Source organism: Klebsiella sp. SWET4, from assembly GCF_024296565.1.
Taxonomy (GTDB): domain Bacteria; phylum Pseudomonadota; class Gammaproteobacteria; order Enterobacterales; family Enterobacteriaceae; genus Klebsiella; species Klebsiella variicola.
In genome coordinates, this window is record NZ_JANCOB010000013.1 from 135,500 (window position 1) to 155,794 (window position 20,295).

23 protein-coding genes and 1 pseudogene are annotated in these 20,295 nt (G+C 57.8%); 15 read left to right on the forward strand and 9 right to left on the reverse strand.

Features of this window, described 5'->3' with window-relative positions; all coding sequences use genetic code 11:
• The first annotated feature begins 13 nt into the window (after positions 1 to 13).
• From eutC to eutR, 4 genes are read left to right on the forward strand one after another with little or no spacing between them, the layout of a single operon-like run.
• Entirely contained in the window at positions 14 to 916 is a 903-nt protein-coding gene (gene eutC, locus NKJ21_RS23660; protein ID WP_012967471.1) for an ethanolamine ammonia-lyase subunit EutC, read from the forward strand.
• 9 nt (positions 917 to 925) lie between these two features.
• Positions 926 to 1,585 (forward strand): ethanolamine utilization microcompartment protein EutL, encoded by a 660-nt coding sequence (gene eutL, locus NKJ21_RS23665; RefSeq protein WP_131008015.1) that lies wholly within the window; start codon positions 926 to 928, stop codon positions 1,583 to 1,585.
• An 11-nt stretch (positions 1,586 to 1,596) separates the two neighbouring features.
• Entirely contained in the window at positions 1,597 to 2,082 is a 486-nt protein-coding gene (gene eutK / locus NKJ21_RS23670) for an ethanolamine utilization microcompartment protein EutK (protein ID WP_023298050.1), read from the forward strand.
• A 45-nt stretch (positions 2,083 to 2,127) separates the two neighbouring features.
• On the forward strand, positions 2,128 to 3,180 hold the full coding sequence (eutR, locus tag NKJ21_RS23675) for an HTH-type transcriptional regulator EutR (RefSeq protein WP_016161617.1): 1,053 nt from the start codon (positions 2,128 to 2,130) through the stop codon (positions 3,178 to 3,180).
• A 43-nt stretch (positions 3,181 to 3,223) separates the two neighbouring features.
• Here the strand turns inward: eutR and hemF are convergent, their stop codons facing one another.
• Both hemF and amiA read right to left on the reverse strand, forming a co-directional pair.
• Positions 3,224 to 4,123 (reverse strand): oxygen-dependent coproporphyrinogen oxidase, encoded by a 900-nt coding sequence (gene hemF / locus NKJ21_RS23680; RefSeq protein WP_016161616.1) that lies wholly within the window; start codon positions 4,121 to 4,123, stop codon positions 3,224 to 3,226.
• Entirely contained in the window at positions 4,123 to 4,995 is an 873-nt protein-coding gene (gene amiA, locus NKJ21_RS23685; protein ID WP_008803861.1) for an N-acetylmuramoyl-L-alanine amidase AmiA, read from the reverse strand. Before amiA ends, hemF begins: the two co-directional genes overlap by 1 nt.
• A 211-nt stretch (positions 4,996 to 5,206) precedes the next feature.
• On the opposite strand from amiA, the gene NKJ21_RS23690 reads away from it, so the two are divergent.
• From NKJ21_RS23690 to NKJ21_RS23705, 4 genes are all read left to right on the forward strand, one after another.
• On the forward strand, positions 5,207 to 5,632 hold the full coding sequence (locus tag NKJ21_RS23690; protein WP_002913637.1) for a GNAT family acetyltransferase: 426 nt from the start codon (positions 5,207 to 5,209) through the stop codon (positions 5,630 to 5,632).
• Positions 5,619 to 6,068: a DUF2919 domain-containing protein gene (locus NKJ21_RS23695; protein WP_008803862.1), complete on the forward strand. Its 450-nt coding sequence runs from the start codon at positions 5,619 to 5,621 to the stop codon at positions 6,066 to 6,068. The genes NKJ21_RS23690 and NKJ21_RS23695 overlap by 14 nt, the downstream gene beginning before the upstream one ends.
• 61 nt (positions 6,069 to 6,129) lie before the next feature.
• Positions 6,130 to 6,705: an RpoE-regulated lipoprotein gene (locus tag NKJ21_RS23700; protein ID WP_131008018.1), complete on the forward strand. Its 576-nt coding sequence runs from the start codon at positions 6,130 to 6,132 to the stop codon at positions 6,703 to 6,705.
• 94 nt (positions 6,706 to 6,799) lie between these two features.
• Positions 6,800 to 7,699 (forward strand): Dyp-type peroxidase, encoded by a 900-nt coding sequence (locus NKJ21_RS23705; RefSeq protein ID WP_008803864.1) that lies wholly within the window; start codon positions 6,800 to 6,802, stop codon positions 7,697 to 7,699.
• A gap of 96 nt (positions 7,700 to 7,795) precedes the next feature.
• On the opposite strand, the pseudogene NKJ21_RS23710 reads toward NKJ21_RS23705, so the two are convergent.
• Positions 7,796 to 8,157 (reverse strand): annotated as a pseudogene (locus tag NKJ21_RS23710) (endonuclease domain-containing protein).
• A gap of 200 nt (positions 8,158 to 8,357) precedes the next feature.
• Here NKJ21_RS23710 and cysP point away from each other — a divergent pair.
• The 5 genes from cysP to cysM all read left to right on the forward strand — a co-directional run bounded on the left by cysP (position 8,358) and on the right by cysM (position 13,196).
• Positions 8,358 to 9,374, forward strand: coding sequence for a thiosulfate/sulfate ABC transporter substrate-binding protein CysP (cysP, locus tag NKJ21_RS23715; protein ID WP_117121913.1), 1,017 nt, complete (start codon positions 8,358 to 8,360; stop codon positions 9,372 to 9,374).
• Complete coding sequence (gene cysT, locus NKJ21_RS23720; protein WP_002913626.1) at positions 9,374 to 10,207, forward strand: sulfate/thiosulfate ABC transporter permease CysT; 834 nt, start codon at positions 9,374 to 9,376, stop codon at positions 10,205 to 10,207. The genes cysP and cysT overlap by 1 nt, the downstream gene beginning before the upstream one ends.
• On the forward strand, positions 10,207 to 11,082 hold the full coding sequence (gene cysW, locus NKJ21_RS23725) for a sulfate/thiosulfate ABC transporter permease CysW (protein WP_008803867.1): 876 nt from the start codon (positions 10,207 to 10,209) through the stop codon (positions 11,080 to 11,082). Before cysT ends, cysW begins: the two co-directional genes overlap by 1 nt.
• Positions 11,072 to 12,166 (forward strand): sulfate/thiosulfate ABC transporter ATP-binding protein CysA, encoded by a 1,095-nt coding sequence (gene cysA / locus NKJ21_RS23730; protein WP_012540937.1) that lies wholly within the window; start codon positions 11,072 to 11,074, stop codon positions 12,164 to 12,166. The genes cysW and cysA overlap by 11 nt, the downstream gene beginning before the upstream one ends.
• Positions 12,167 to 12,284: 118 nt before the next feature.
• Positions 12,285 to 13,196, forward strand: a complete 912-nt coding sequence (gene cysM / locus NKJ21_RS23735) for a cysteine synthase CysM (RefSeq protein ID WP_012540938.1) — start codon at positions 12,285 to 12,287, stop codon at positions 13,194 to 13,196.
• Here the strand turns inward: cysM and NKJ21_RS23740 are convergent.
• Positions 13,193 to 13,588, reverse strand: coding sequence for a nuclear transport factor 2 family protein (locus NKJ21_RS23740; RefSeq protein ID WP_008803870.1), 396 nt, complete (start codon positions 13,586 to 13,588; stop codon positions 13,193 to 13,195). The genes cysM and NKJ21_RS23740 overlap by 4 nt on opposite strands.
• Positions 13,589 to 13,769: 181 nt before the next feature.
• The gene (gene ptsJ, locus NKJ21_RS23745) at positions 13,770 to 15,068 is read right to left on the reverse strand and encodes a transcriptional regulator PtsJ (RefSeq protein WP_016161615.1); all 1,299 of its coding nucleotides are present in this window, start codon (positions 15,066 to 15,068) and stop codon (positions 13,770 to 13,772) included.
• An 82-nt stretch (positions 15,069 to 15,150) separates the two neighbouring features.
• Between ptsJ and pdxK the strand changes: the two genes are divergently transcribed.
• Positions 15,151 to 16,014 carry a pyridoxine/pyridoxal/pyridoxamine kinase gene (gene pdxK / locus NKJ21_RS23750; RefSeq protein WP_012540940.1) on the forward strand — a complete coding sequence of 288 codons (864 nt, stop codon included), beginning with the start codon at positions 15,151 to 15,153 and terminating at the stop codon, positions 16,012 to 16,014.
• Entirely contained in the window at positions 16,014 to 16,253 is a 240-nt protein-coding gene (locus NKJ21_RS23755) for a hypothetical protein (RefSeq protein ID WP_012540941.1), read from the forward strand. The genes pdxK and NKJ21_RS23755 overlap by 1 nt, the downstream gene beginning before the upstream one ends.
• A 40-nt stretch (positions 16,254 to 16,293) precedes the next feature.
• Here the strand turns inward: NKJ21_RS23755 and crr are convergent, their stop codons facing one another.
• The 4 genes from crr to cysK form a co-directional block, all read right to left on the reverse strand.
• Positions 16,294 to 16,803 carry a PTS glucose transporter subunit IIA gene (gene crr, locus NKJ21_RS23760; RefSeq protein ID WP_008803873.1) on the reverse strand — a complete coding sequence of 170 codons (510 nt, stop codon included), beginning with the start codon at positions 16,801 to 16,803 and terminating at the stop codon, positions 16,294 to 16,296.
• Positions 16,804 to 16,845: 42 nt separating this feature from the next.
• Positions 16,846 to 18,573: a phosphoenolpyruvate-protein phosphotransferase PtsI gene (gene ptsI / locus NKJ21_RS23765; RefSeq protein ID WP_008803874.1), complete on the reverse strand. Its 1,728-nt coding sequence runs from the start codon at positions 18,571 to 18,573 to the stop codon at positions 16,846 to 16,848.
• 44 nt (positions 18,574 to 18,617) lie between these two features.
• Entirely contained in the window at positions 18,618 to 18,875 is a 258-nt protein-coding gene (gene ptsH / locus NKJ21_RS23770; RefSeq protein WP_002913505.1) for a phosphocarrier protein Hpr, read from the reverse strand.
• Positions 18,876 to 19,255: 380 nt separating this feature from the next.
• Positions 19,256 to 20,227 carry a cysteine synthase A gene (gene cysK / locus NKJ21_RS23775; protein WP_012967478.1) on the reverse strand — a complete coding sequence of 324 codons (972 nt, stop codon included), beginning with the start codon at positions 20,225 to 20,227 and terminating at the stop codon, positions 19,256 to 19,258.
• Between the last annotated feature and the right edge of the window lie 68 nt (positions 20,228 to 20,295).

A 20,295-nucleotide genomic window follows, 5' to 3' on the forward strand; every position in this document is an offset into this window, starting at 1 on the left:
GGGATGACACATCATGGATCAAAAACAGATTGAAGACATTGTACGCAGCGTAATGGCGTCAATGGGACAGCCACAGACACAGCCAGAGGCCCCCGTAGCGACGACGCCGGCCTGCCACGCTGCCGCGTGCGCCACCGACGCAACAGTGGAAAGCTGCGCGCTGGATCTGGGCTCTGCGGAAGCGAAAGCCTGGATTGGCGTACAACATCCGCACCGCGCCGAAGTGCTGACCGAACTGAAACGCAGCACCGCGGCGCGCGTCTGCACCGGTCGCGCCGGTCCGCGTCCGCGCACCCTCGCGTTGCTGCGCTTCCTGGCGGATCACTCGCGCTCGAAAGATACGGTGCTCAAAGAGGTGCCGGAGGCGTGGGTGAAAGCGCAGGGGCTGCTGGAAGTGCGTTCGGAAATCAGCGACAAAAATCGCTACCTGACGCGCCCCGATCTGGGACGCCGTCTCAGTCCGGAGGCCATCGATGCGCTGAAGGCGCAGTGCGTGATGGATCCGGATGTGCAGGTGGTGGTGTCCGATGGCCTGTCGACGGATGCCATCACCGCCAACTACGAAGAGATCCTGCCGCCGCTGCTTGCCGGCCTGAAACAGGCGGGTCTGAAGGTCGGGACGCCGTTCTTCGTGCGCTATGGCCGCGTCAAGATTGAAGATCAGATCGGCGAGATCCTCGGCGCGAAGGTGGTGATCCTGCTGGTTGGCGAGCGCCCGGGACTTGGCCAGTCAGAGAGCCTCTCCTGCTACGCGGTGTACTCCCCGCGGGTGGCGACCACCGTCGAGGCCGACCGGACCTGTATCTCCAATATTCACCAGGGCGGCACCCCGCCGGTAGAAGCCGCCGCGGTGATCGTGGATTTAGCCAAACGCATGCTGGAGCAGAAAGCCTCCGGTATCAACATGAGCCGTTAAGGAGGCATCATGCCCGCATTAGATTTGATTCGACCCTCGGTCACTGCCGTGCGCGTAATTGCCTCGGTGAATGACGGTTTTGCCCGGGAGCTTAAATTACCGCCACATATACGTAGCCTCGGACTCATCACGGCAGATTCTGATGACGTGACCTATATTGCCGCCGATGAAGCGACAAAGCAGGCGAGGGTGGAGGTGGTCTATGGCCGCTCCCTGTATGCCGGAGCGGCTCACGGCCCGTCGCCTACCGCCGGTGAAGTGCTGATTATGCTCGGCGGCCCGAACCCGGCGGAAGTTCGCGCCGGGCTGGATGCCATGATGGCGCATATTGAAAGCGGGGCGGCGTTCCAGTGGGCTAACGACGCGCAAGATACCGCGTTTCTGGCGCACGTGGTGTCGCGTACCGGCTCTTATCTTTCATCGACCGCTGGCATCGCGTTGGGCGATCCGATTGCTTATCTGGTGGCGCCGCCGCTGGAGGCGACGTACGGCATCGATGCGGCGATGAAGTCTGCCGACGTTCAGCTGGTGACCTACGTCCCGCCGCCGTCGGAAACCAACTATTCGGCCGCCTTTTTGACGGGAAGTCAGGCCGCCTGTAAAGCCGCCTGCAACGCCTTTACCGATGCCGTTCTCGATATTGCCCGTCATCCTGTTCAGCGTGCGTAACGGAGGGAGCGATGATCAATGCGCTGGGATTGCTGGAAGTGGAGGGCATGGTCGCCGCTGTAGACGCCGCGGATGCCATGCTCAAGGCGGCCAATGTGCGCCTGCTCAGTCATGAAGTGCTCGACCCCGGCAGATTGACGCTGGTGGTGGAGGGGGATCTGGCGGCCTGCCGCGCTGCGCTGGACGCCGGGGCCGCCGCCGCCCGGCGGACCGGCTGCGTGATCAGCCGTCGGGAAATCGGCCGTCCGGAAGAGGATACCCAGTGGCTGATCGGCGGTTTTCAGCCACCGCCGCCAGCGCCCCTGCCGCCTGCTGACCCGGCATCATCGGAAGCGTTACTGACGCTGCTGGCATCAGTTCGTCAGGGCATGACGGCCGGCGAGGTCGCCGCGCATTTTGCCTGGCCGCTGGATAAGGCCCGCCAGGCGCTGGATCAACTCTTTTCCGCAGGGACGCTACGCAAACGCAGTAGCCGCTATCGTCTCAAAAATCCATAACCTGTCGGAGGTGCCGGGAGCGGCTTGTCCCCGGCTTTAACGATCATGAAAAAGCGTCGTTCTGCAAATTTGCACCATCTCTGTTGCGAGGCGTTACCTGAAAATACCCGGCTGACGCCCCAGGTTGAAATTGACAATATTCATCAACGACACACTACGGATGTGTATGAGCACGCCCTGACCATTACCGCCTGGCAACAGATTTACGATCAGCTGCATCCGGGGCAGTTTCGCGGCGAGTTTACCGAAATTCTGCTCGATGAGATCCAGGTCTTTCGCGAATATACCGGGCTGGCGCTGCGCCAGTCCTGCGTGGTCTGGCCGAACTCCTTTTGGTTTGGTATTCCGGCGGCGCGGGGAGAGCAGGGGTTTATCGGTTCGCAGTGCCTGGGCCGGGCAGAAATCGCCACCCGTCCCGGCGGTACGGAGTTCGAGCTCAGCACACCGGATGATTACACCATCCTCGGTGTGGTGATTTCAGAGGAGGTGATTTCTCGCCATGCCAGTTTCCTGCACCACCCGGAGCGAGTGCTGCATATGCTACGCAACCAGTCAGCGCTGGCAGTTCGGGAGCCGCATAAGGCCGCGCTGTGGGGGTTTGTGCAGCAGGCGCTGGCCACCTTCAGCGAGCATCCGGATACCCTTCATCAGCCTGCGGTGCGCAAGGTGCTGCGGGATAATCTGTTGCTGGCGATGGGGACGATGCTGGAAGAGGCGCAGCCGATGGTGAGCGCGGAGAGTATCAGCCACCAGAGCTACCGCCGCCTGCTGGCGCAGGCCCGCGAATATGTGCTGGAAAACAGCGCGGAGCCGCTAACCGTTCTCGACCTGTGCCAGCAGCTGTACGTCAGCCGTCGCACCCTGCAAAACGCCTTCCATGCGATTCTGGGGATTGGCCCCAACGCCTGGCTCAAACGGATCCGTCTGAACGCCGTACGCCGGGAGCTGATAAGTCCCTGGTCAGAGCGGGAGACGGTCAAGGAGGCGGCCATGCAGTGGGGATTCTGGCATCTGGGGCAGTTCGCCACCGACTATCAGCAGCTGTTTGCTGAGAAACCGTCGATGACGCTGCACCATCGCCTGCGCCAGTGGGTGTGAGCGAAGCGACGCCGCTGCCGGGTGGCCAGCCGCCATCCGGCCGTTACAGCCAGTCGCGCACCTGAATAAACTCGCTCAGCGCCGCCTCGGGACTGCCGGGCTCGGGCTGATAATCATATTCCCAGCGCACCAGCGGCGGCATCGACATCAGAATCGACTCCGTACGCCCGCCGGTCTGCAGGCCGAACAGGGTGCCGCGGTCCCAGACCAGATTGAACTCGACGTAGCGGCCGCGGCGATAGAGCTGAAAGTGGCGCTCGCGCTCGCCGTACGGCATGGCTTTTCGGCGTTCGACGATGGGTAAATAGGCGTCAGCATAGCCGTTCCCGACCGCCTGCATAAAGGCGAAGCAGTGGTCAAAATCCGGGGTATTCAGGTCGTCAAAGAACAGACCGCCGATACCGCGCTGCTCCTGGCGGTGCTTCAGATAGAAGTAATCATCGCACCATTTTTTATAGCGCGGATAGACTTTTTCGCCGAACGGCAGACACAGATCGCGGGCGGTACGATGCCAGTGGACGGCATCCTCTTCAAAGCCATAGTAAGGGGTTAAATCGAAGCCGCCGCCGAACCACCACACCGGGTCGGCGCCAGGCTTTTCGGCAATAAAGAACCGCACGTTGGCATGGCTGGTGGGCACATAGGGGTTAAGCGGATGAACCACCAGCGAGACGCCCATGGCTTCAAAGCTGCGTCCGGCCAGCTCCGGGCGATGGGCCGTTGCCGAGGCGGGCATCGCATCGCCATGGACGTGAGAAAAGTTAACCCCGGCCTGTTCGAACACGTTGCCGTCGCGCAACACCCGGCTGCGCCCGCCGCCACCGCCTTCCCGCTGCCAGGCGTCTTCAATAAACGGTGCGCCATCGACAGCGCTCAGCTGCTGGCAAAGGTTGTCCTGGAGCTGGAGCAGAAAAGTTTTAACCTGCGCGGCATCGGGTTTCATTAACGTCTCTTCGAATGGGCTTTCTGGTTATCGAACCAGTGGAAATAGCTGATAATGCCGTTGGCAATCGCGGTGGCGATTTTCTGCCGGAAAGCGGTGGTGCCGAGCAGTTTCTCCTCGTTCGGGTTGGTGATAAACGAGGTTTCCACCAGCACGGACGGAATGGACGGCGACTTCAGCACCACGAACGCCGCCTGCTCGGTATTGCGGCTGTGCAGCTTATGCACCGGTTTGATCTTTTTCAGGATATGCGAGCCCAGCGTCAGGCTGTTTTTAATGGTGTCGGTCTGCACCAGATCGAACAGCACCTGCTGCAGCAGATGATCTTTATCGGTCGCTTTCTTACCGGCAACTTCATCGGCGCGGTTTTCGCGGTCGGAGAGGTATTTTGCCATGGCGCTACTGGCGCCGCGGTTTGACAGCGCAAACACCGAGGCGCCGGCGGCGCTCGGGTTGGTGAAGCCGTCGGCATGGATCGACATAAACAGATCGGCGCCGTGCTGATGGGCAATCTCCACGCGGTCGTACAGCGGGATAAAGGTATCGCCGGTGCGGGTCAGGCGGGCGTCGATGCCGTTGCTGCGCAAAATGCTGCGCACGTTCTTAGCGATCGCCAGCACTACATGCTTCTCTTTCGAACCGTTATGGCCGATAGCCCCGGTGTCGATACCGCCGTGGCCCGGGTCGAGCATCACAACGCGGCGGGCGCCGGCCTTTTTAGCGGCGGGTTTGCTGTGTCCATTTGATGTTTTCAGTGGCTGCTCTTTTGCGCTGACCTGTGCGGCGACGCCACTCAGCGTCATCGCAGCCAGCCCGGCTTTCAGCACCTGACGGCGCGAAGCAAGTATTTTTAAGGGTTTAAAAGTGCTCATTCGGCCTGAATTGTAAACAAGTGATGTCCAATGTTATATCGTATCGCGTTTGCCGTTACGACCATTCAAAATAAGAATTGTTTTACTTTTCATTTCAATACATGACAAAGTCATATTATGCCATTTTTTGTCGCTGATTTCGCCTGATATTGGCTATCAGTTATATTCGCGCCATAATCACTGTTTTTAACCGTCAATGGTGGGGAATACCATGGAGATTCGCGTTTTTCGCCAGCAGGATTTCGAAGAGGTTGTGACGCTGTGGGAGCGCTGCGATCTGCTGCGCCCGTGGAACGATCCGGAGATGGATATTGAGCGCAAGCTGAATCATGACGTCAGCCTGTTTCTGGTGGCGGAAGTGAATGGCGAAGTGGTCGGCACGGTGATGGGCGGATATGACGGTCATCGCGGATCGGCCTATTATCTCGGCGTCCATCCGGAATATCGTGGCCGGGGTATCGCGAACGCGCTGCTCAACCGGCTCGAGAAAAAGCTGATTGCCCGCGGCTGCCCGAAAATCAACATTATGGTTCGTGAAGACAACGACGTGGTGCAGGGAATGTATGAGCGGCTGGGCTATGAATACGCCGATGTCCTGACCCTGGGCAAGCGTCTGATCGAAGATGAAGAATACTGAGTTTATCCCCGCCGATTTTGATGCCCATGGCCGTCTGCGCCTGCCTTTGCTCTTCTGGTGCGTGCTGTTGTTGCAGGCCCGCACGTGGGTGCTGTTTTTGATGGCCGGCGCATCGCGCCAGCAGGGCGACGCGATTCTTAATCTGTTCTATCCCGATCACGACCGCTTCTGGCTCGGTTTACTCCCCGGCGTGCCGGCGGTGCTGGCCTTTCTGCTTAGCGGCTACCGTCAGCGCCTGCCGCGCGCGTGGCGGGCGATGCGCTGGCTGCTGGTGCTATCGCAATTGCTGCTGTTGCTGTGGCAGCCGATGCTATGGCTGAGCGGCGAATCTCCCTCCTCGCTGACCATCGGGCTGCTGGTGGCGGATGGTTATGCCCTGTGGTGGCTGTTAACCAGCCGTCGCCTGGGCGCCTGTTTTCGCCAGACCACCTTTTAAGGGCACTTTTTGCCGATCGTGAACTCCAACATGCGTTGAATGACTCAGAAAGGATTGTGATATGAAATCGCTACGTTTAATGCTCTGTGCGCTTACGCTGGCGCTGACCGGCTGCTCCACGATGAGCGCAGTCAACTGGTCGGCGGCCTATCCGTGGAACTGGTTTGGCGCTTCTACCGAGGTGACCGAGCAGGGGGTGGGTAAACTGACGGCTTCCACGCCGCTCAATGAACAGGCTATTAGCGATGCGCTGGGGAGCGACTACCGTTTACGCAGCGGGATGAAGACCGATAAGGGCAATATCGTCCACTATTTTGAAGCGCTGAAAGACAACAGCGTGGCGCTGACCATCAATGGCGACAACGGTACCATCAGCCGGATTGACGTGCGTGATGCCGAAATCAAAACCGCCAGCGGCGTGAAAATCGGCACACCGTTTAGCGACCTGTACAGCAAAGCTTTCGGCAACTGCCAGAAAGGCAGCAATGACAATGGCGCGGTCGTCGAGTGTCAGGCCGAGGGGAGCCAGCATATCAGCTATGCCTTTACCGGCCACTGGAGCGGCCCGGACGAGCTGATGCCCTCCGACGATACGCTGAAAAACTGGAAGGTCAGCAAAATTATCTGGCGTCGCTAAATTGATCTGAAGAGACACGACGGCCCTGAAAAACGGTTACAATGGCGCGTTAGCAACGCGATAGCGTTGTAGTTGCATCATTTCAGGAGGAGCGATGTCTCAGGTTCAGAGCGGCATTTTGCCGGAACATTGCCGCGCGGCGATTTGGATTGAAGCCAATGTCAAAGGGGACGTTAACGCCCTGCGCGAAGCGAGCAAAAATTTTGTCGATAACGTGGCCACCTTCCAGGCTAAATTCCCCGACGCCAAACTCGGGGCGGTGGTGGCGTTCGGCAATAACGTCTGGCGTCAGCTGAGCGGCGGCGAAGGGGCGGAAGAGTTAAAAGATTTCCCGGTCTATGGCAAAGGGCTGGCGCCGTCCACCCAGTATGACCTGCTGATTCATATTTTATCCGCCCGTCATGAAGTTAACTTCTCGGTGGCGCAGGCCGCGATGGCCGCCTTTGGCGACGCTATCGACGTGAAAGAAGAGATCCACGGTTTCCGTTGGGTGGAAGAGCGTGATCTCAGCGGCTTCGTCGACGGCACCGAAAACCCGGCGGGGGAAGAAACCCGCCGCGAAGTGGCAGTCATTAAAGACGGTGTGGACGCGGGCGGCAGCTACGTGTTCGTCCAGCGCTGGGAGCATAATCTCAAACAGCTGAACCGCATGAGCGTACCGGATCAGGAGATGATGATCGGCCGTACCAAAGAAGCCAACGAAGAGATCGATGGCGACGAGCGTCCGGTCACGTCGCACCTGAGCCGCGTGGACTTAAAAGAAGATGGCAAAGGGCTGAAAATCGTCCGTCAGAGCCTGCCGTACGGCACCGCCAGCGGCACCCATGGTCTCTATTTCTGCGCCTACTGCGCGCGCCTGTATAACATCGAGCAGCAGCTGCTGAGCATGTTCGGCGATACCGACGGCAAACGCGACGCGATGCTGCGCTTCACTAAACCGGTGACTGGCGGCTATTACTTCGCGCCATCCCTGGAGCGTATTCAGGCGCTGTAATTTTTTCCCCTCACCCTAACCCTCTCCCCAGGGGGGAGAGGGGACGGTACGGTACGGTTATGGATTCTGCGTGCGGACTCTTTTTCTCCCTCTCCCTCAGGGAGAGGGGCGGGGTGAGGGCATCGGCGACTCAAGCGCTTCAAGTATTCTCTGCATCACCGCATCTTCATACTCTTCAAACTCATTATTCCAGAAGCGTAAAACCCGCCATCCCTGGCTCTGTAGCCAGCGGGTGCGGCGAACATCGTAGGCACGCCTCCATCGTATTGGCCGCCGTCCAGTTCAATCGCCAGCCGTGTTGCGCAGCAGGCAAAATCGAGAATATAGGGACCCACGGGATGCTGGCGGCGAAACTTATAGCAAGCAAAATGGCGGTTGCGCAGTCAGTACCCTGGTCGACGTTCTGCGGGCGTTAAGCTACGTCTGAGCTGATGAGCAAATATCTGTGTGTTTTTCATATAAACACAGTGCACGCCTGGCTGCCGTTTGTCACAATGACACGTCTAATCTGCGAGCCGCTTTCAGCAAAGCTTTGCCAGTTGCTTATTCTCTTTTCGACTTCCAAATCGCCAAACGGTATATAAAACCGTTACTCCTTTCGTACCCGTTATAAATATGATGATCATCAGAAAATGTTCAACGTTGATAAGGGTGCGCAATGGCCGTTAAATCACTGAAAAAAGGATATCTGGCGCTGGCGGCTTCCATGCTGCTGGCCGCGCAGGCGCAGGCGACGGAGCTGCTGAACAGCTCCTATGATGTCTCCCGCGAGCTGTTTGCCGCCCTTAACCCGCCTTTTGAGCAGCAGTGGGCGAAGGACAATGGCGGGGACACGCTGACGATTAAGCAGTCGCATGCCGGTTCATCCAAGCAGGCGCTGGCTATTTTGCAGGGCCTGAAGGCGGACGTGGTCACCTACAACCAGGTGACGGACGTGCAGATCCTGCATGACAAAGGCAACCTGATCCCGGCCGACTGGCAAAGCCGCCTGCCGAACAACAGTTCACCATTCTATTCGACGATGGGTTTCCTGGTGCGTAAAGGCAACCCGAAAAACATTCATGACTGGAACGATCTGGTTCGCTCTGACGTCAAGCTGATTTTCCCGAACCCGAAAACCTCGGGTAACGCCCGATACACCTACCTCGCGGCATGGGGCGCGGCGGATAAAGCCGACGGCGGCGATAAAGCCAAAACCGAACAGTTTATGACCCAGTTTCTGAAGAACGTCGAAGTCTTTGATACCGGCGGACGCGGGGCGACCACCACTTTTGCTGAACGCGGCCTGGGCGATGTGCTGATTAGCTTCGAATCGGAAGTGAACAATATTCGTAAGCAGTATGAGGCGCAGGGATTTGAAGTGGTGATCCCGAAAACCAACATTCTGGCGGAGTTCCCGGTGGCATGGGTGGATAAAAACGTCAAAGCCAATGGCACGGAAAAGGCGGCGAAAGCCTACCTGAACTGGCTCTACAGCCCGCAGGCGCAAACCATCATTACCGACTACTACTACCGGGTAAACAACCCGAAAGTGATGGACGCCCAGAAGGATAAATTCCCGCAGACCGAGCTGTTCCGCGTAGAGGACAAGTTTGGCTCCTGGCCTGAGGTGATGAAAACCCACTTCGCCAGCGGCGGCGAACTGGACAAACTGCTGGCGGCGGGGCGTAAGTAATGTTTGCTGTGTCGTCCAAGCGCGTGCTGCCGGGCTTTACCCTGAGCCTCGGCACCAGCCTGCTGTTTGTCTGTCTGATTTTGTTATTACCGCTCAGCGCGCTGGTGATGCAGCTGGCGCAGATGAGCTGGGCGCAATACTGGGATGTGATCACCAATCCGCAGGTGGTGGCGGCCTATAAGGTGACGCTGCTGTCGGCGTTTGTGGCCTCGATTTTTAACGGCGTCTTTGGTCTGCTGATGGCCTGGATCCTCACTCGCTATCGTTTTCCGGGCCGCACGCTGCTGGATGCCTTAATGGATCTGCCGTTTGCGCTGCCGACGGCGGTGGCCGGCCTGACGCTGGCTTCGCTGTTTTCCGTTAACGGAATTTACGGTGAATGGCTGGCGAAGTTCGATATTAAAGTGACCTATACCTGGCTCGGCATCGCCGTGGCGATGGCCTTCACCAGCATCCCGTTCGTGGTACGAACCGTGCAGCCGGTGCTGGAGGAGCTGGGACCCGAGTATGAGGAAGCGGCGGAAACGCTGGGCGCCACGCGCTGGCAGAGTTTCCGCAAAGTGGTGCTGCCGGAGCTGTCGCCGGCGCTGCTGGCGGGCATTGCCCTGTCGTTTACCCGTAGCCTCGGCGAGTTTGGCGCGGTGATTTTTATCGCTGGCAACATCGCGTGGAAGACAGAGGTGACCTCGCTGATGATCTTTATTCGTCTGCAGGAGTTTGACTATCCGGCGGCGAGCGCGATCGCCTCGGTGATCCTGGCTGCCTCACTGCTGCTGCTCTTTTCCATCAATACCCTGCAGAGTCGCTTTGGTCGACGCGTGGTAGGTCACTAATGGCGGAAGTTACTCAATTGAAACGCTACGACGCGCCCCGCATCAACTGGGGGAAATGGTTTCTGATTGGCGTCGGGATGGTGGTCTCCGCCTTCATCCTCGTGGTGCCGATGCTCTATATCTTTATCCAGGCCTTCAGCAAAGGGCTGATGCCGGTGCTGGAAAACCTGGCCAACCCGGACATGCTGCATGCCATCTGGCTGACGGTGATGATTGCGTTGATTACCGTACCGGTGAACCTGGTGTTCGGTACGCTGCTGGCCTGGCTGGTGACACGTTTTACTTTTCCCGGCCGCCAGCTGCTGCTGACGTTACTGGATATCCCGTTCGCCGTCTCGCCGGTGGTGGCCGGTCTGGTGTATCTGCTGTTTTATGGCTCTAACGGCCCGCTGGGCGGTTGGCTTGATGCGCATAACCTGCAGATCATGTTCGCCTGGCCGGGCATGGTGCTGGCGACCATCTTTGTCACTTGTCCGTTTGTGGTGCGCGAGCTGGTGCCGGTGATGATGAGCCAGGGCAGTCATGAAGATGAAGCCGCGGTGCTGCTGGGCGCTTCCGGCTGGCAGATGTTCCGCCGGGTGACGTTGCCGAATATTCGCTGGGCGCTGCTGTACGGCGTGGTATTGACCAACGCCCGCGCCATCGGCGAATTTGGCGCAGTGTCGGTAGTCTCCGGTTCGATTCGTGGAGAAACGCTGTCGCTGCCGCTGCAAATTGAACTACTGGAGCAGGATTACAATACCGTCGGCTCGTTTACCGCTGCGGCCCTGCTGACGTTAATGGCTATTCTGACCCTGTTTTTAAAGAGTATGTTGCAATGGCGTCTGGCCAATCAGAAAGAACGCGCGCAACAGGAGGGAAATCATGAGCATTGAGATTGCCAATATTAAGAAATCGTTTGGTCGCACCCAGGTGCTGAATGATATCTCGCTGGATATCCCTTCCGGACAAATGGTTGCGCTGCTGGGGCCCTCGGGCTCCGGAAAAACCACCTTGCTGCGAATTATCGCCGGGCTGGAGCATCAGACCAGCGGTCATATCCGCTTCCACGGCACCGACGTCAGCCGGATGCACGCCCGCGACCGTAAAGTGGGTTTCGTCTTCCAGCACTATGCGCTGTTCCGTCATATGACGGTGTTCGATAACATCGCCTTTGGCCTGACCGTGCTGCCGCGCCGTGAACGACCCAATGCGGCGGCGATTAAAGCCAAAGTGACCAAACTGCTGGAGATGGTGCAGCTAGCCCATCTGGCGGATCGCTATCCGGCGCAGCTGTCCGGCGGCCAGAAGCAGCGTGTGGCGCTGGCGCGCGCCCTGGCGGTGGAGCCGCAAATTCTGTTGCTGGATGAACCCTTCGGCGCGCTGGATGCGCAGGTGCGTAAAGAGCTGCGCCGCTGGCTGCGTCAGCTGCATGAAGAGTTAAAATTTACCAGCGTGTTCGTCACCCACGATCAGGAAGAGGCGCTGGAAGTTGCTGACCGGGTGGTGGTGATGAGTCAGGGCAACATCGAACAAGCCGATGCCCCGGAGCGCGTGTGGCGTGAACCGTCGACCCGTTTCGTACTGGAGTTTATGGGCGAAGTAAACCGCCTACAGGGCATTATCCGCGGTGGACAGTTCCACGTTGGCGCGCACCGCTGGCCGTTAGGCTATACCCCAACATACCAGGGGCCGGTGGATCTGTTCCTGCGTCCGTGGGAAGTGGACATCAGCCGCCGGACCAGCCTGGATTCCCCGCTGCCGGTGCAGGTGCTGGAAGCCAGCCCGAAAGGGCACTACACCCAATTAGTCGTTCAGCCTCTGGGGTGGTATGACGAACCGCTGAGCGTGGTGCTGGCAGGCGATGAGGCCCCGTCCCGCGGCGAACGGCTGTTCGTTGGCCTGCAAAACGCGCGCCTGTATAACGGTACCGAGCGTATCGAGCCGCGCGGCGAGCTTGCTCTGGCGGAGTCGGCCTGATAGCTTATTGAGCAGGTCTATCGCCCGGTAAGGCTACGCTTTCCGGGCCTGGAATTTTTACGCGTCTTGTAGGCCGGGTAAGCGAAGCGCAACCCGGCTTTTTTATTGAGTAAAAATCGTGAATACACTCGAACACACCATCGGCAATACCCCTCTGGTCAAGCTTCAGCGTCTGGGTCCGGACAACGGCAGTGAAGTTTGGGTCAAACTCGAAGGCAATAATCCGGCAGGCTCGGTGAAAGACCGCGCCGCGCTGTCGATGATCGTCGAAGCGGAAAAGCGCGGCGAAATTCAGCCCGGCGACGTGCTGATCGAAGCGACCAGCGGTAACACCGGTATTGCGCTGGCGATGATCGCCGCGCTGAAAGGCTATCATATGAAGCTGCTGATGCCCGACAACATGAGCCAGGAGCGCCGGGCGGCGATGCGTGCCTACGGCGCCGAGCTGATTCTGGTCACCAAAGAGCAGGGAATGGAGGGGGCCCGCGACCTGGCTCTTGAGATGGCGCAACGCGGAGAGGGCAAACTGCTCGATCAGTTTAACAACCCGGATAACCCCTACGCCCACTACACTACCACCGGGCCGGAAATCTGGCAGCAGACCGCGGGACGTATCACCCACTTTGTCTCCAGCATGGGGACCACCGGCACCATTACCGGCGTATCGCGCTTTTTGCGCGAACAGAGTAAACCGGTGGCCATTGTCGGCCTGCAGCCGGAAGAGGGCAGCAGTATTCCCGGGATCCGTCGCTGGCCGGCAGAGTATATGCCGGGGATCTTTAACGCTTCGCTGGTGGATGCGGTGCTGGATATTCATCAGCAGGATGCCGAGAATACCATGCGTCAGCTGGCGGTGCGGGAAGGCATTTTCTGCGGGGTCAGTTCCGGCGGCGCGGTGGCGGGCGCGTTACGCATTGCCCGTGAAAATCCTGGCGCGGTGGTGGTGGCGATCGTCTGCGATCGCGGCGATCGTTACCTTTCCACCGGCGTGTTCGGCGAAGAACATTTTAGCCAGGGGGCTGGCATTTAATCATCAAGCAGGTCGGTGCCGTAGGAGTTATCGACCGTACACAGCCAGCGCTCGCCCTGCTTCTGAAAGACATAGGTGGCGCGCCGTGTGACCTGGGATATCCCGTCCGCCGTCGGGATATCCAGCCGGGTCTCCATAATCACCAGCGCATTGCCGCCGCCTTCAATAACCTCCATTTTCCCCTGAGTCACCACCAGTCGGTGCTGGAAATAGTCGGCAATGGCGATAAAGGCTTTGCGGATATTCTCTTTCCCTCTGACCACCATGCCCGGTTTGACGACCAGCGCGGCGTCTTCTGCGTAATAGGCCATCAGGGTATCGTAATCTTCCTGTGAGATAGCGCGGTCGCAGGCTTCAATGACCGCCTTCAGTGCCAGGTCAGTGTGATGCATCTCTGGTGCTCCTTCTTGTGAGCGATTTTTCCGCCACCGGGACTGTTTTATTCGTCCGGGCGAGCAGGGTATGCAGGTAAGACTGTGCCTGCTTTCGTTTACTTTTTCATTAGTTTATCGGCAGCTGCCATCACTCACCTGTGCGGCAGATGCTTCAACATGCCGAATGATACGGCCTGCATCAGGGTTGGTTTAAGACCAGCGCAATATCAGCCGCCAGGCGGGAAATCTCAGCGTCACTCAGACGGCCCAGCGACAGGCGCAGCCCGTGCGCAGGCGTTCGGACACCAAATATTTCCCCCTCCCGGACCAGCCAGCCGGCGCGGGCCAGGCGTAAGGCGTAGGGCTGGCTCGCCGCTGGCAGCGGCAGCCAGAAATTGAGTCCATCGCCAGGCGTAGCATGGCTGTGGCCGTGCCGGGCCAGCGCCGCCGCCAGTTTCTCATTCTGCTGGCGATAATGACGACGGGTCTCCGTCATCGAGGCGATAAACGCCTCATCGGTCAGACAGGCCAGCGTCAGGTCCTGCAGCAGATGGCTGACCCACTGGCTGCCGGCGTTAAGCCGCAGGCGCAGCGCCGCTGAGGTATCGGCATCGCTGGCGATAAAGGCCAGCCGCAGGTCTGGCCCGAGGGTTTTTGACATTGAGCGCACCAGCGCCCAGCGTTGCGTACTTGCAGGAAGAGGGGAGTGCCATGGCGTGGCCGACAGCAGGGCAAAATGGTCATCAACAATCGCCAGTACCTGCGGATAGCGGGCCAGCACCTCCCGCAGGGCATGCGCCCGGGTTTCCGTCAGGCTACAGCCGGTAGGATTATGCGCGCGCGGGGTTAAGATCACCGCCCGTGCGCCGTTGCGTAACGCCTCCTCCAGGCCGTCAGGATCCATCCCCTCAGCATCCACCGCCACCGGGCAGGGGGTAAAGCCGGCGTAACGCACCATATTGATGCTGCTGAGAAAACAGGGATCTTCGACCACCACGCCGTCGCCGGGCAGCAGCAGAGCGCTCAGCAGACGCTCCAGGGCGTCAATCGCTCCGCTGGCGAGATTCACCGCAAAGGGAACCGCTATCTCTTTGGCAAACCACGCCTCGGCCCATTGACCAAGCCGCGGCTCGATGGGAGCATCGCCATACAGGCGTGGTGTGCGGGCAAGCTGGCCCAGATAACGGGTTAATTCAGGCAGTCTGGCGGGGTCCGGATTGCCGCTGGAGATATCGTTCAGCGGCGTCGTTGGGTCACCGCCCTCCAGCGCCGGCAGCGGATCCCGTGCTTTAATGGCCGTGCCGTTTCGTCCCTGGCTGACGGCCAGCCCGGAGGTGACCAGCCGTTTATAGGCGGCGGCGACGGTATTGCGATTCACCTCCAGCTGGCTGGCGAGCTCGCGTACCGGTGGCAGAACCTCTCCGGGCCGCAACCCACCGCTTTGCACCAGATGGCGGATATGATCGAAGATATCGCTGGCGGTTTTTCCGGTAAACATTATTGACCTATGACAAAATGAAATTTAGCATAGGACGAATCATAATCAGTGCGTGACCCGCTGTCCAGCGGGGGGAGAAAAGATGGGCCAGCAAGATGACATACAATCAGTGCTCTTTCACGACACAAGCCGGGCGTCGGAAGTCGATATCGTCGCTGTGCAGTCCCAGGTAGTCTATGGCAGCGTTGGCAACAGCATCGCGGTTCCGGCCATTAAACAGCACGGTTTGCGCGTGCTGGCGGTGCCGACGGTACTGTTCAGCAATACGCCCCATTATGAGACGTTCTATGGCGGCATTATTCCGGAGGAGTGGTTTGTTGGGTATCTGCAGGCGCTGGAGGAACGCGACGCGTTGCGCGAACTGCGTGCAGTGACCACCGGCTATATGGGCAACGCCGTGCAAATCGAACGTCTGGCGCAGTGGCTGACGCGGGTGCGGGCCCGCCATCCCGGGCTGTGCATTCTGGTGGATCCGGTCATCGGCGATGTCGACAGCGGCATCTACGTTAAGGCTGAGATCCCGGATGCCTATCGTCAGCATCTTCTGCCACTGGCGCAAGGGATCACCCCCAATCTGTTTGAGCTGGAAACGCTGAGCGGCCAGCGCTGTCGCAATCAGCAGGAGGCGGTCGCCGCGGCGCGAAGCCTGCTGTCAGATACCCTCAAATGGGTGGTGATCACCAGCGCGCCGGGAGAGGCGCGTTCGACGATAAATGTGCTGGTGGTGACGGCCGATGCGGTGGAGGTGGTGGCCCACCCGCGGGTGGAAACGGACCTGAAGGGAACGGGCGATCTGTTCTGTGCAGAGCTGGTGAGCGGTCTGCTCACCGGCCTGGCGCTGGGGGCGGCGACGCAGGCTGCCGCCCGGCGCGTGCTGGAGGTCATGAACTGGACTGCCGCGCAGGGGTGTGACGAACTGATCCTGCCGCCACGGGAGAAAAACTGATGAAAAGCTATCGGTTAGTGATCCGCCAACAGGGGCGTATTGTCGGTCATTTTGATACCACAGGGGAGGCGGCGCTGGAGGATGCCTGCGTAGCGCGGTCGCTGTTCGGCCTGGCCGGAGGGTACCAGTGCGATCTGCTGGTCTCTGACAGTGAGCGTCGTATTCTGGAGAGCACGCCGGAGGGATTGCGCATCTTGTCCCGGGAGAAGTGCTATCAGCCGGTGACCAGCGCGATATAAAAAAATGGCGCCTTTCGGCGCCATTTTTATGCAGCAAGCATTACTTCTTGATGCGGATAACCGGGGTTTCACCCACAGTCACGCTACCGGACAGTTTGATCAGCTCTTTGATCTCGTCCATGTTGGAGATAACCACCGGCGTCAGGGTAGACTTGGCTTTCTCTTCCAGCAGCGGCAGATCGAATTCGATAACCGGGTCGCCGACTTTCACGCGCTGGCCTTCTTCAGCGATACGCTTGAAGCCTTCGCCTTTCAGTTCAACGGTATCAATACCGAAGTGAACGAACAGCTCGATGCCGCTATCAGATTCAATAGAGAACGCATGGTTGGTTTCGAAAATTTTACCAATGGTACCGTCTACCGGCGCGACCATTTTGTTGCCGGTCGGTTTGATGGCAATCCCATCGCCCACAATTTTTTCCGCAAAAACCACATCCGGCACGTCTTCGATGTTGACGATCTCACCGGAGAGGGGAGCAATAATCTCAATAGTTCCGGTGTCTTTCTTGTCATCAGAAACCAGAGATTTCAATTTATCAAACAAACCCATGATCTTCTCCTAAGCAGTAATTTGGGCCGCGCATCTCTTGGATTAGCAGATTGTTTTTTCTTCAATGAACTTGTTAACCAGCGTCATTAACTCGTCCGTTGTCGGTTGAGCAAGAGCCTGCTCTGCTAATACTTTCGCATCTTCGAAGTTCGTATTACGAATAATCTTCTTGATGCGCGGGATGGAAATGGCGCTCATAGAGAATTCGTCCAGCCCCATACCCAGCAACAGAAGTGTAGCACGTTCATCGCCCGCAAGCTCACCGCACATGCCAGTCCATTTACCTTCAGCGTGAGAAGCATCAATAACTTGCTTAATCAGATTCAGTACAGACGGTGACATCGGCTGGTAAAGATGTGAAATCATATCATTACCACGGTCAACTGCCAGAGTATATTGCGTTAAATCATTGGTGCCGATACTAAAGAAATCAACTTCTTTGGCCAGATGACGAGCAATGGTCGCCGCAGCCGGTGTTTCCACCATCACGCCGATCTCAATGGATTCGTCAAATGCTTTACCTTCGTCACGCAGTTCCTGTTTGTAGATTTCGATCTCTTTCTTCAGCGCACGCACTTCTTCAACAGAGATGATCATCGGGAACATAATGCGCAGTTTACCGAAAGCGGAGGCACGCAGGATGGCGCGCACCTGATCGCGCAGGATTTCTTTACGATCCATCGCGATACGCACGGCACGCCAGCCGAGGAACGGGTTCTCTTCTTTCGGGAAGTTCATGTACGGCAGCTCTTTGTCGCCGCCAATGTCCATGGTACGCACGATAACGGCCTGAGAGCCACAGGCTTCAGCCACCGCTTTATAGGCCGCAAACTGCTCTTCTTCAGTTGGCAGCGCGTCACGGTCCATGAACAGGAATTCGGTACGATACAGGCCAACGCCTTCGGCGCCGTTGCGCTCAGCACCTTCGACATCGCGAACGGTACCAATGTTGGCGCAGACTTCAACCTGATGGCCGTCGAGGGTAATCGCCGGCAGATCTTTCAGTTTCGCCAGTTCGGCTTTTTCTTCCGCAACCTGAGCCTGCAGATTACGCAGCGCTTCAATTTGCTCGTTAGACGGGTTGACCAGAACCTGGTTGTTCACCGCGTCGAGAATCAGATAATCGCCGTTTTTCACCTGCGCCGTGATGCTGCCGGTGCCCACGATGGCCGGCAGTTCCAGGGAACGCGCCATGATGGAGGTGTGAGAGGTACGGCCGCCCGCGTCGGTGATGAAGCCCAGCACTTTTTTCAGGTTCAGCTGTGCGGTTTCAGACGGGGTCAGATCGGCGGCGACGAGGATGACTTCATCCTGAATCGCGCTCAGATCGATAATCGACAGACCAAGGATGTTGCGCAGCAGGCGCTTACCGATGTCGCGTACGTCAGCCGCACGTTCTTTCAGGTATTCATCGTCCAGCTCTTCCAGGGCAGTGGCCTGACCTTCGATAACTTCATTGGCTGCCGCGTCGGCAGTCATGTGCTTATCTTTAATCAGGGCTATGATTTCCTGCTCAAGCTCCTCATCTTCCAGCAGCATGATATGCCCTTCGAAGATGGCTTCTTTTTCTTCACCGAAAGTTTCACCAGCTTTGGTTTTGATGACCTCCAGCTGGGCGGAGGCCTTGGCGCGGCCGCTCAGGAAACGTTCGACTTCCTGATCAACCTTATCGGCAGAAATTTTCTTCCGGTCGATGACAATTTCATCTTCCTTCAGCAGCAGTGCTTTGCCGAAGGCGATACCCGGGGATGCTAAAATGCCTGAAATCATAACCCTACCTTACTTGTGACTGATATGAAAAAGAACCCGTGAACTTACTCGAGTTCAGCCATCAGTTTAACCAGATGCTCAACAGCTTTCTGCTCATCTTCGCCTTCAGCGGAGAGGGTCACTACGGTTCCCTGGGTCAGGCCCAGAGTCTGCAGTTTGAACAGGCTTTTGGCGCTGGCGCTTTTGCCGTTGGAGGTTACAGTGATCTCAGAAGTGAAGCCTTTAGCTTCTTTAACAAACTGAGCAGCAGGGCGGGTGTGCAGACCGTTCGGAGCGGTAATGGTAACTTCTTGCTGGAACATTATATTTCCCCAACTTATAGGTTTAGTGTTGTGGACCTAAAGTCTAGTCTAACGACTCGACTTTAGCCTGTATTGTTAGCGCCGGCGTTACGTTTCCGGCCTTGGCGTCGGCAGCGCCTGGCGCTGCGAAGACCTGCGGGCCATTGACGTCTAGCACGTCATTAAACATTATGCCGCGAAAGGAAGACTTGAACCAAATCATAAAATCGATTCAGCTGGCGGAAATCCTCTTCTGAATAATTTCGCGCATCAAAATAAATGTGCTGGTTAAATACCAGACCCTACGAGGTGAATCAATGCCAGGAGGGGTAAAACTTTGACGTATGCCACAAAAAAGCACCTGAAAAGGTGCTTTTTTACACATTATTTACAAGCTGGCACTACTGTTGCAGTTCTTTCTCAGTGAAGAGATCGGCGAACAGCGCGGTGCTTAAATAACGCTCACCTGAGGAAGGCAGGATAACCACAATATTCTTATTGGTAAAGGCCTCATCTTGCTGCAGCTTCAACGCGGCGGCAACGGCGGCCCCGGAAGAGATACCCGCCAGGATGCCTTCTTCTTCCATCAGACGGCGCGCCGTGGAGATAGCTTCCTCGTTGGTAATGCCGATCACTTTGTCCACCAGCTTCAGATCCAGGTTGCCAGGAATGAAGCCGGCGCCGATACCCTGAATTTTGTGCGGGCCCGGCTTGAGCTCTTCACCCGCCAGCGCCTGGGAGATGACCGGCGAATCGGTCGGTTCGACCGCGACGGTGATCAGATCTTTTTTGCCCTTAGTGTTTTTAATGTAGCGGCTGACGCCGGTCAGCGTACCGCCGGTGCCTACGCCAGAGATAAAGACGTCCACCTGACCATCGGTGTCTTCCCAGATTTCCGGGCCGGTGGTCTTTTCGTGGATTTCCGGGTTAGCCGGGTTGCTGAACTGCTGCAGCAGCAGGAATTTTTCCGGGTTGCTGGCGACGATCTCTTCCGCTTTCTGAATAGCGCCTTTCATGCCTTTTGCGCCTTCGGTCAGTACCAGGTTGGCGCCCAGCGCTTTCAGCAGTTTGCGGCGCTCAATGCTCATGGTTTCCGGCATGGTTAGCGTTAGCTTGTAGCCGCGGGCCGCCGCCACGTAGGCGAGGGCGATACCGGTGTTGCCGCTGGTCGGTTCGACCAGTTCCACGCCAGGTTTCAGAACGCCGCGCTTTTCAGCATCCCAGATCATATTGGCGCCGATACGGCATTTTACGCTAAAGCTCGGGTTACGAGATTCTACCTTTGCCAGGATACGGCCGTTACCAATGCGGTTCAGTCGTACCAGCGGCGTGTGACCGATAGTCAGGGAGTTGTCTTCAAAAATCTTACTCATGGCCCGTCCTTAACTGTATGAAATTTGGGGGTACGGCATCAGCATACCCGCTTAAAGAATATGCGGAA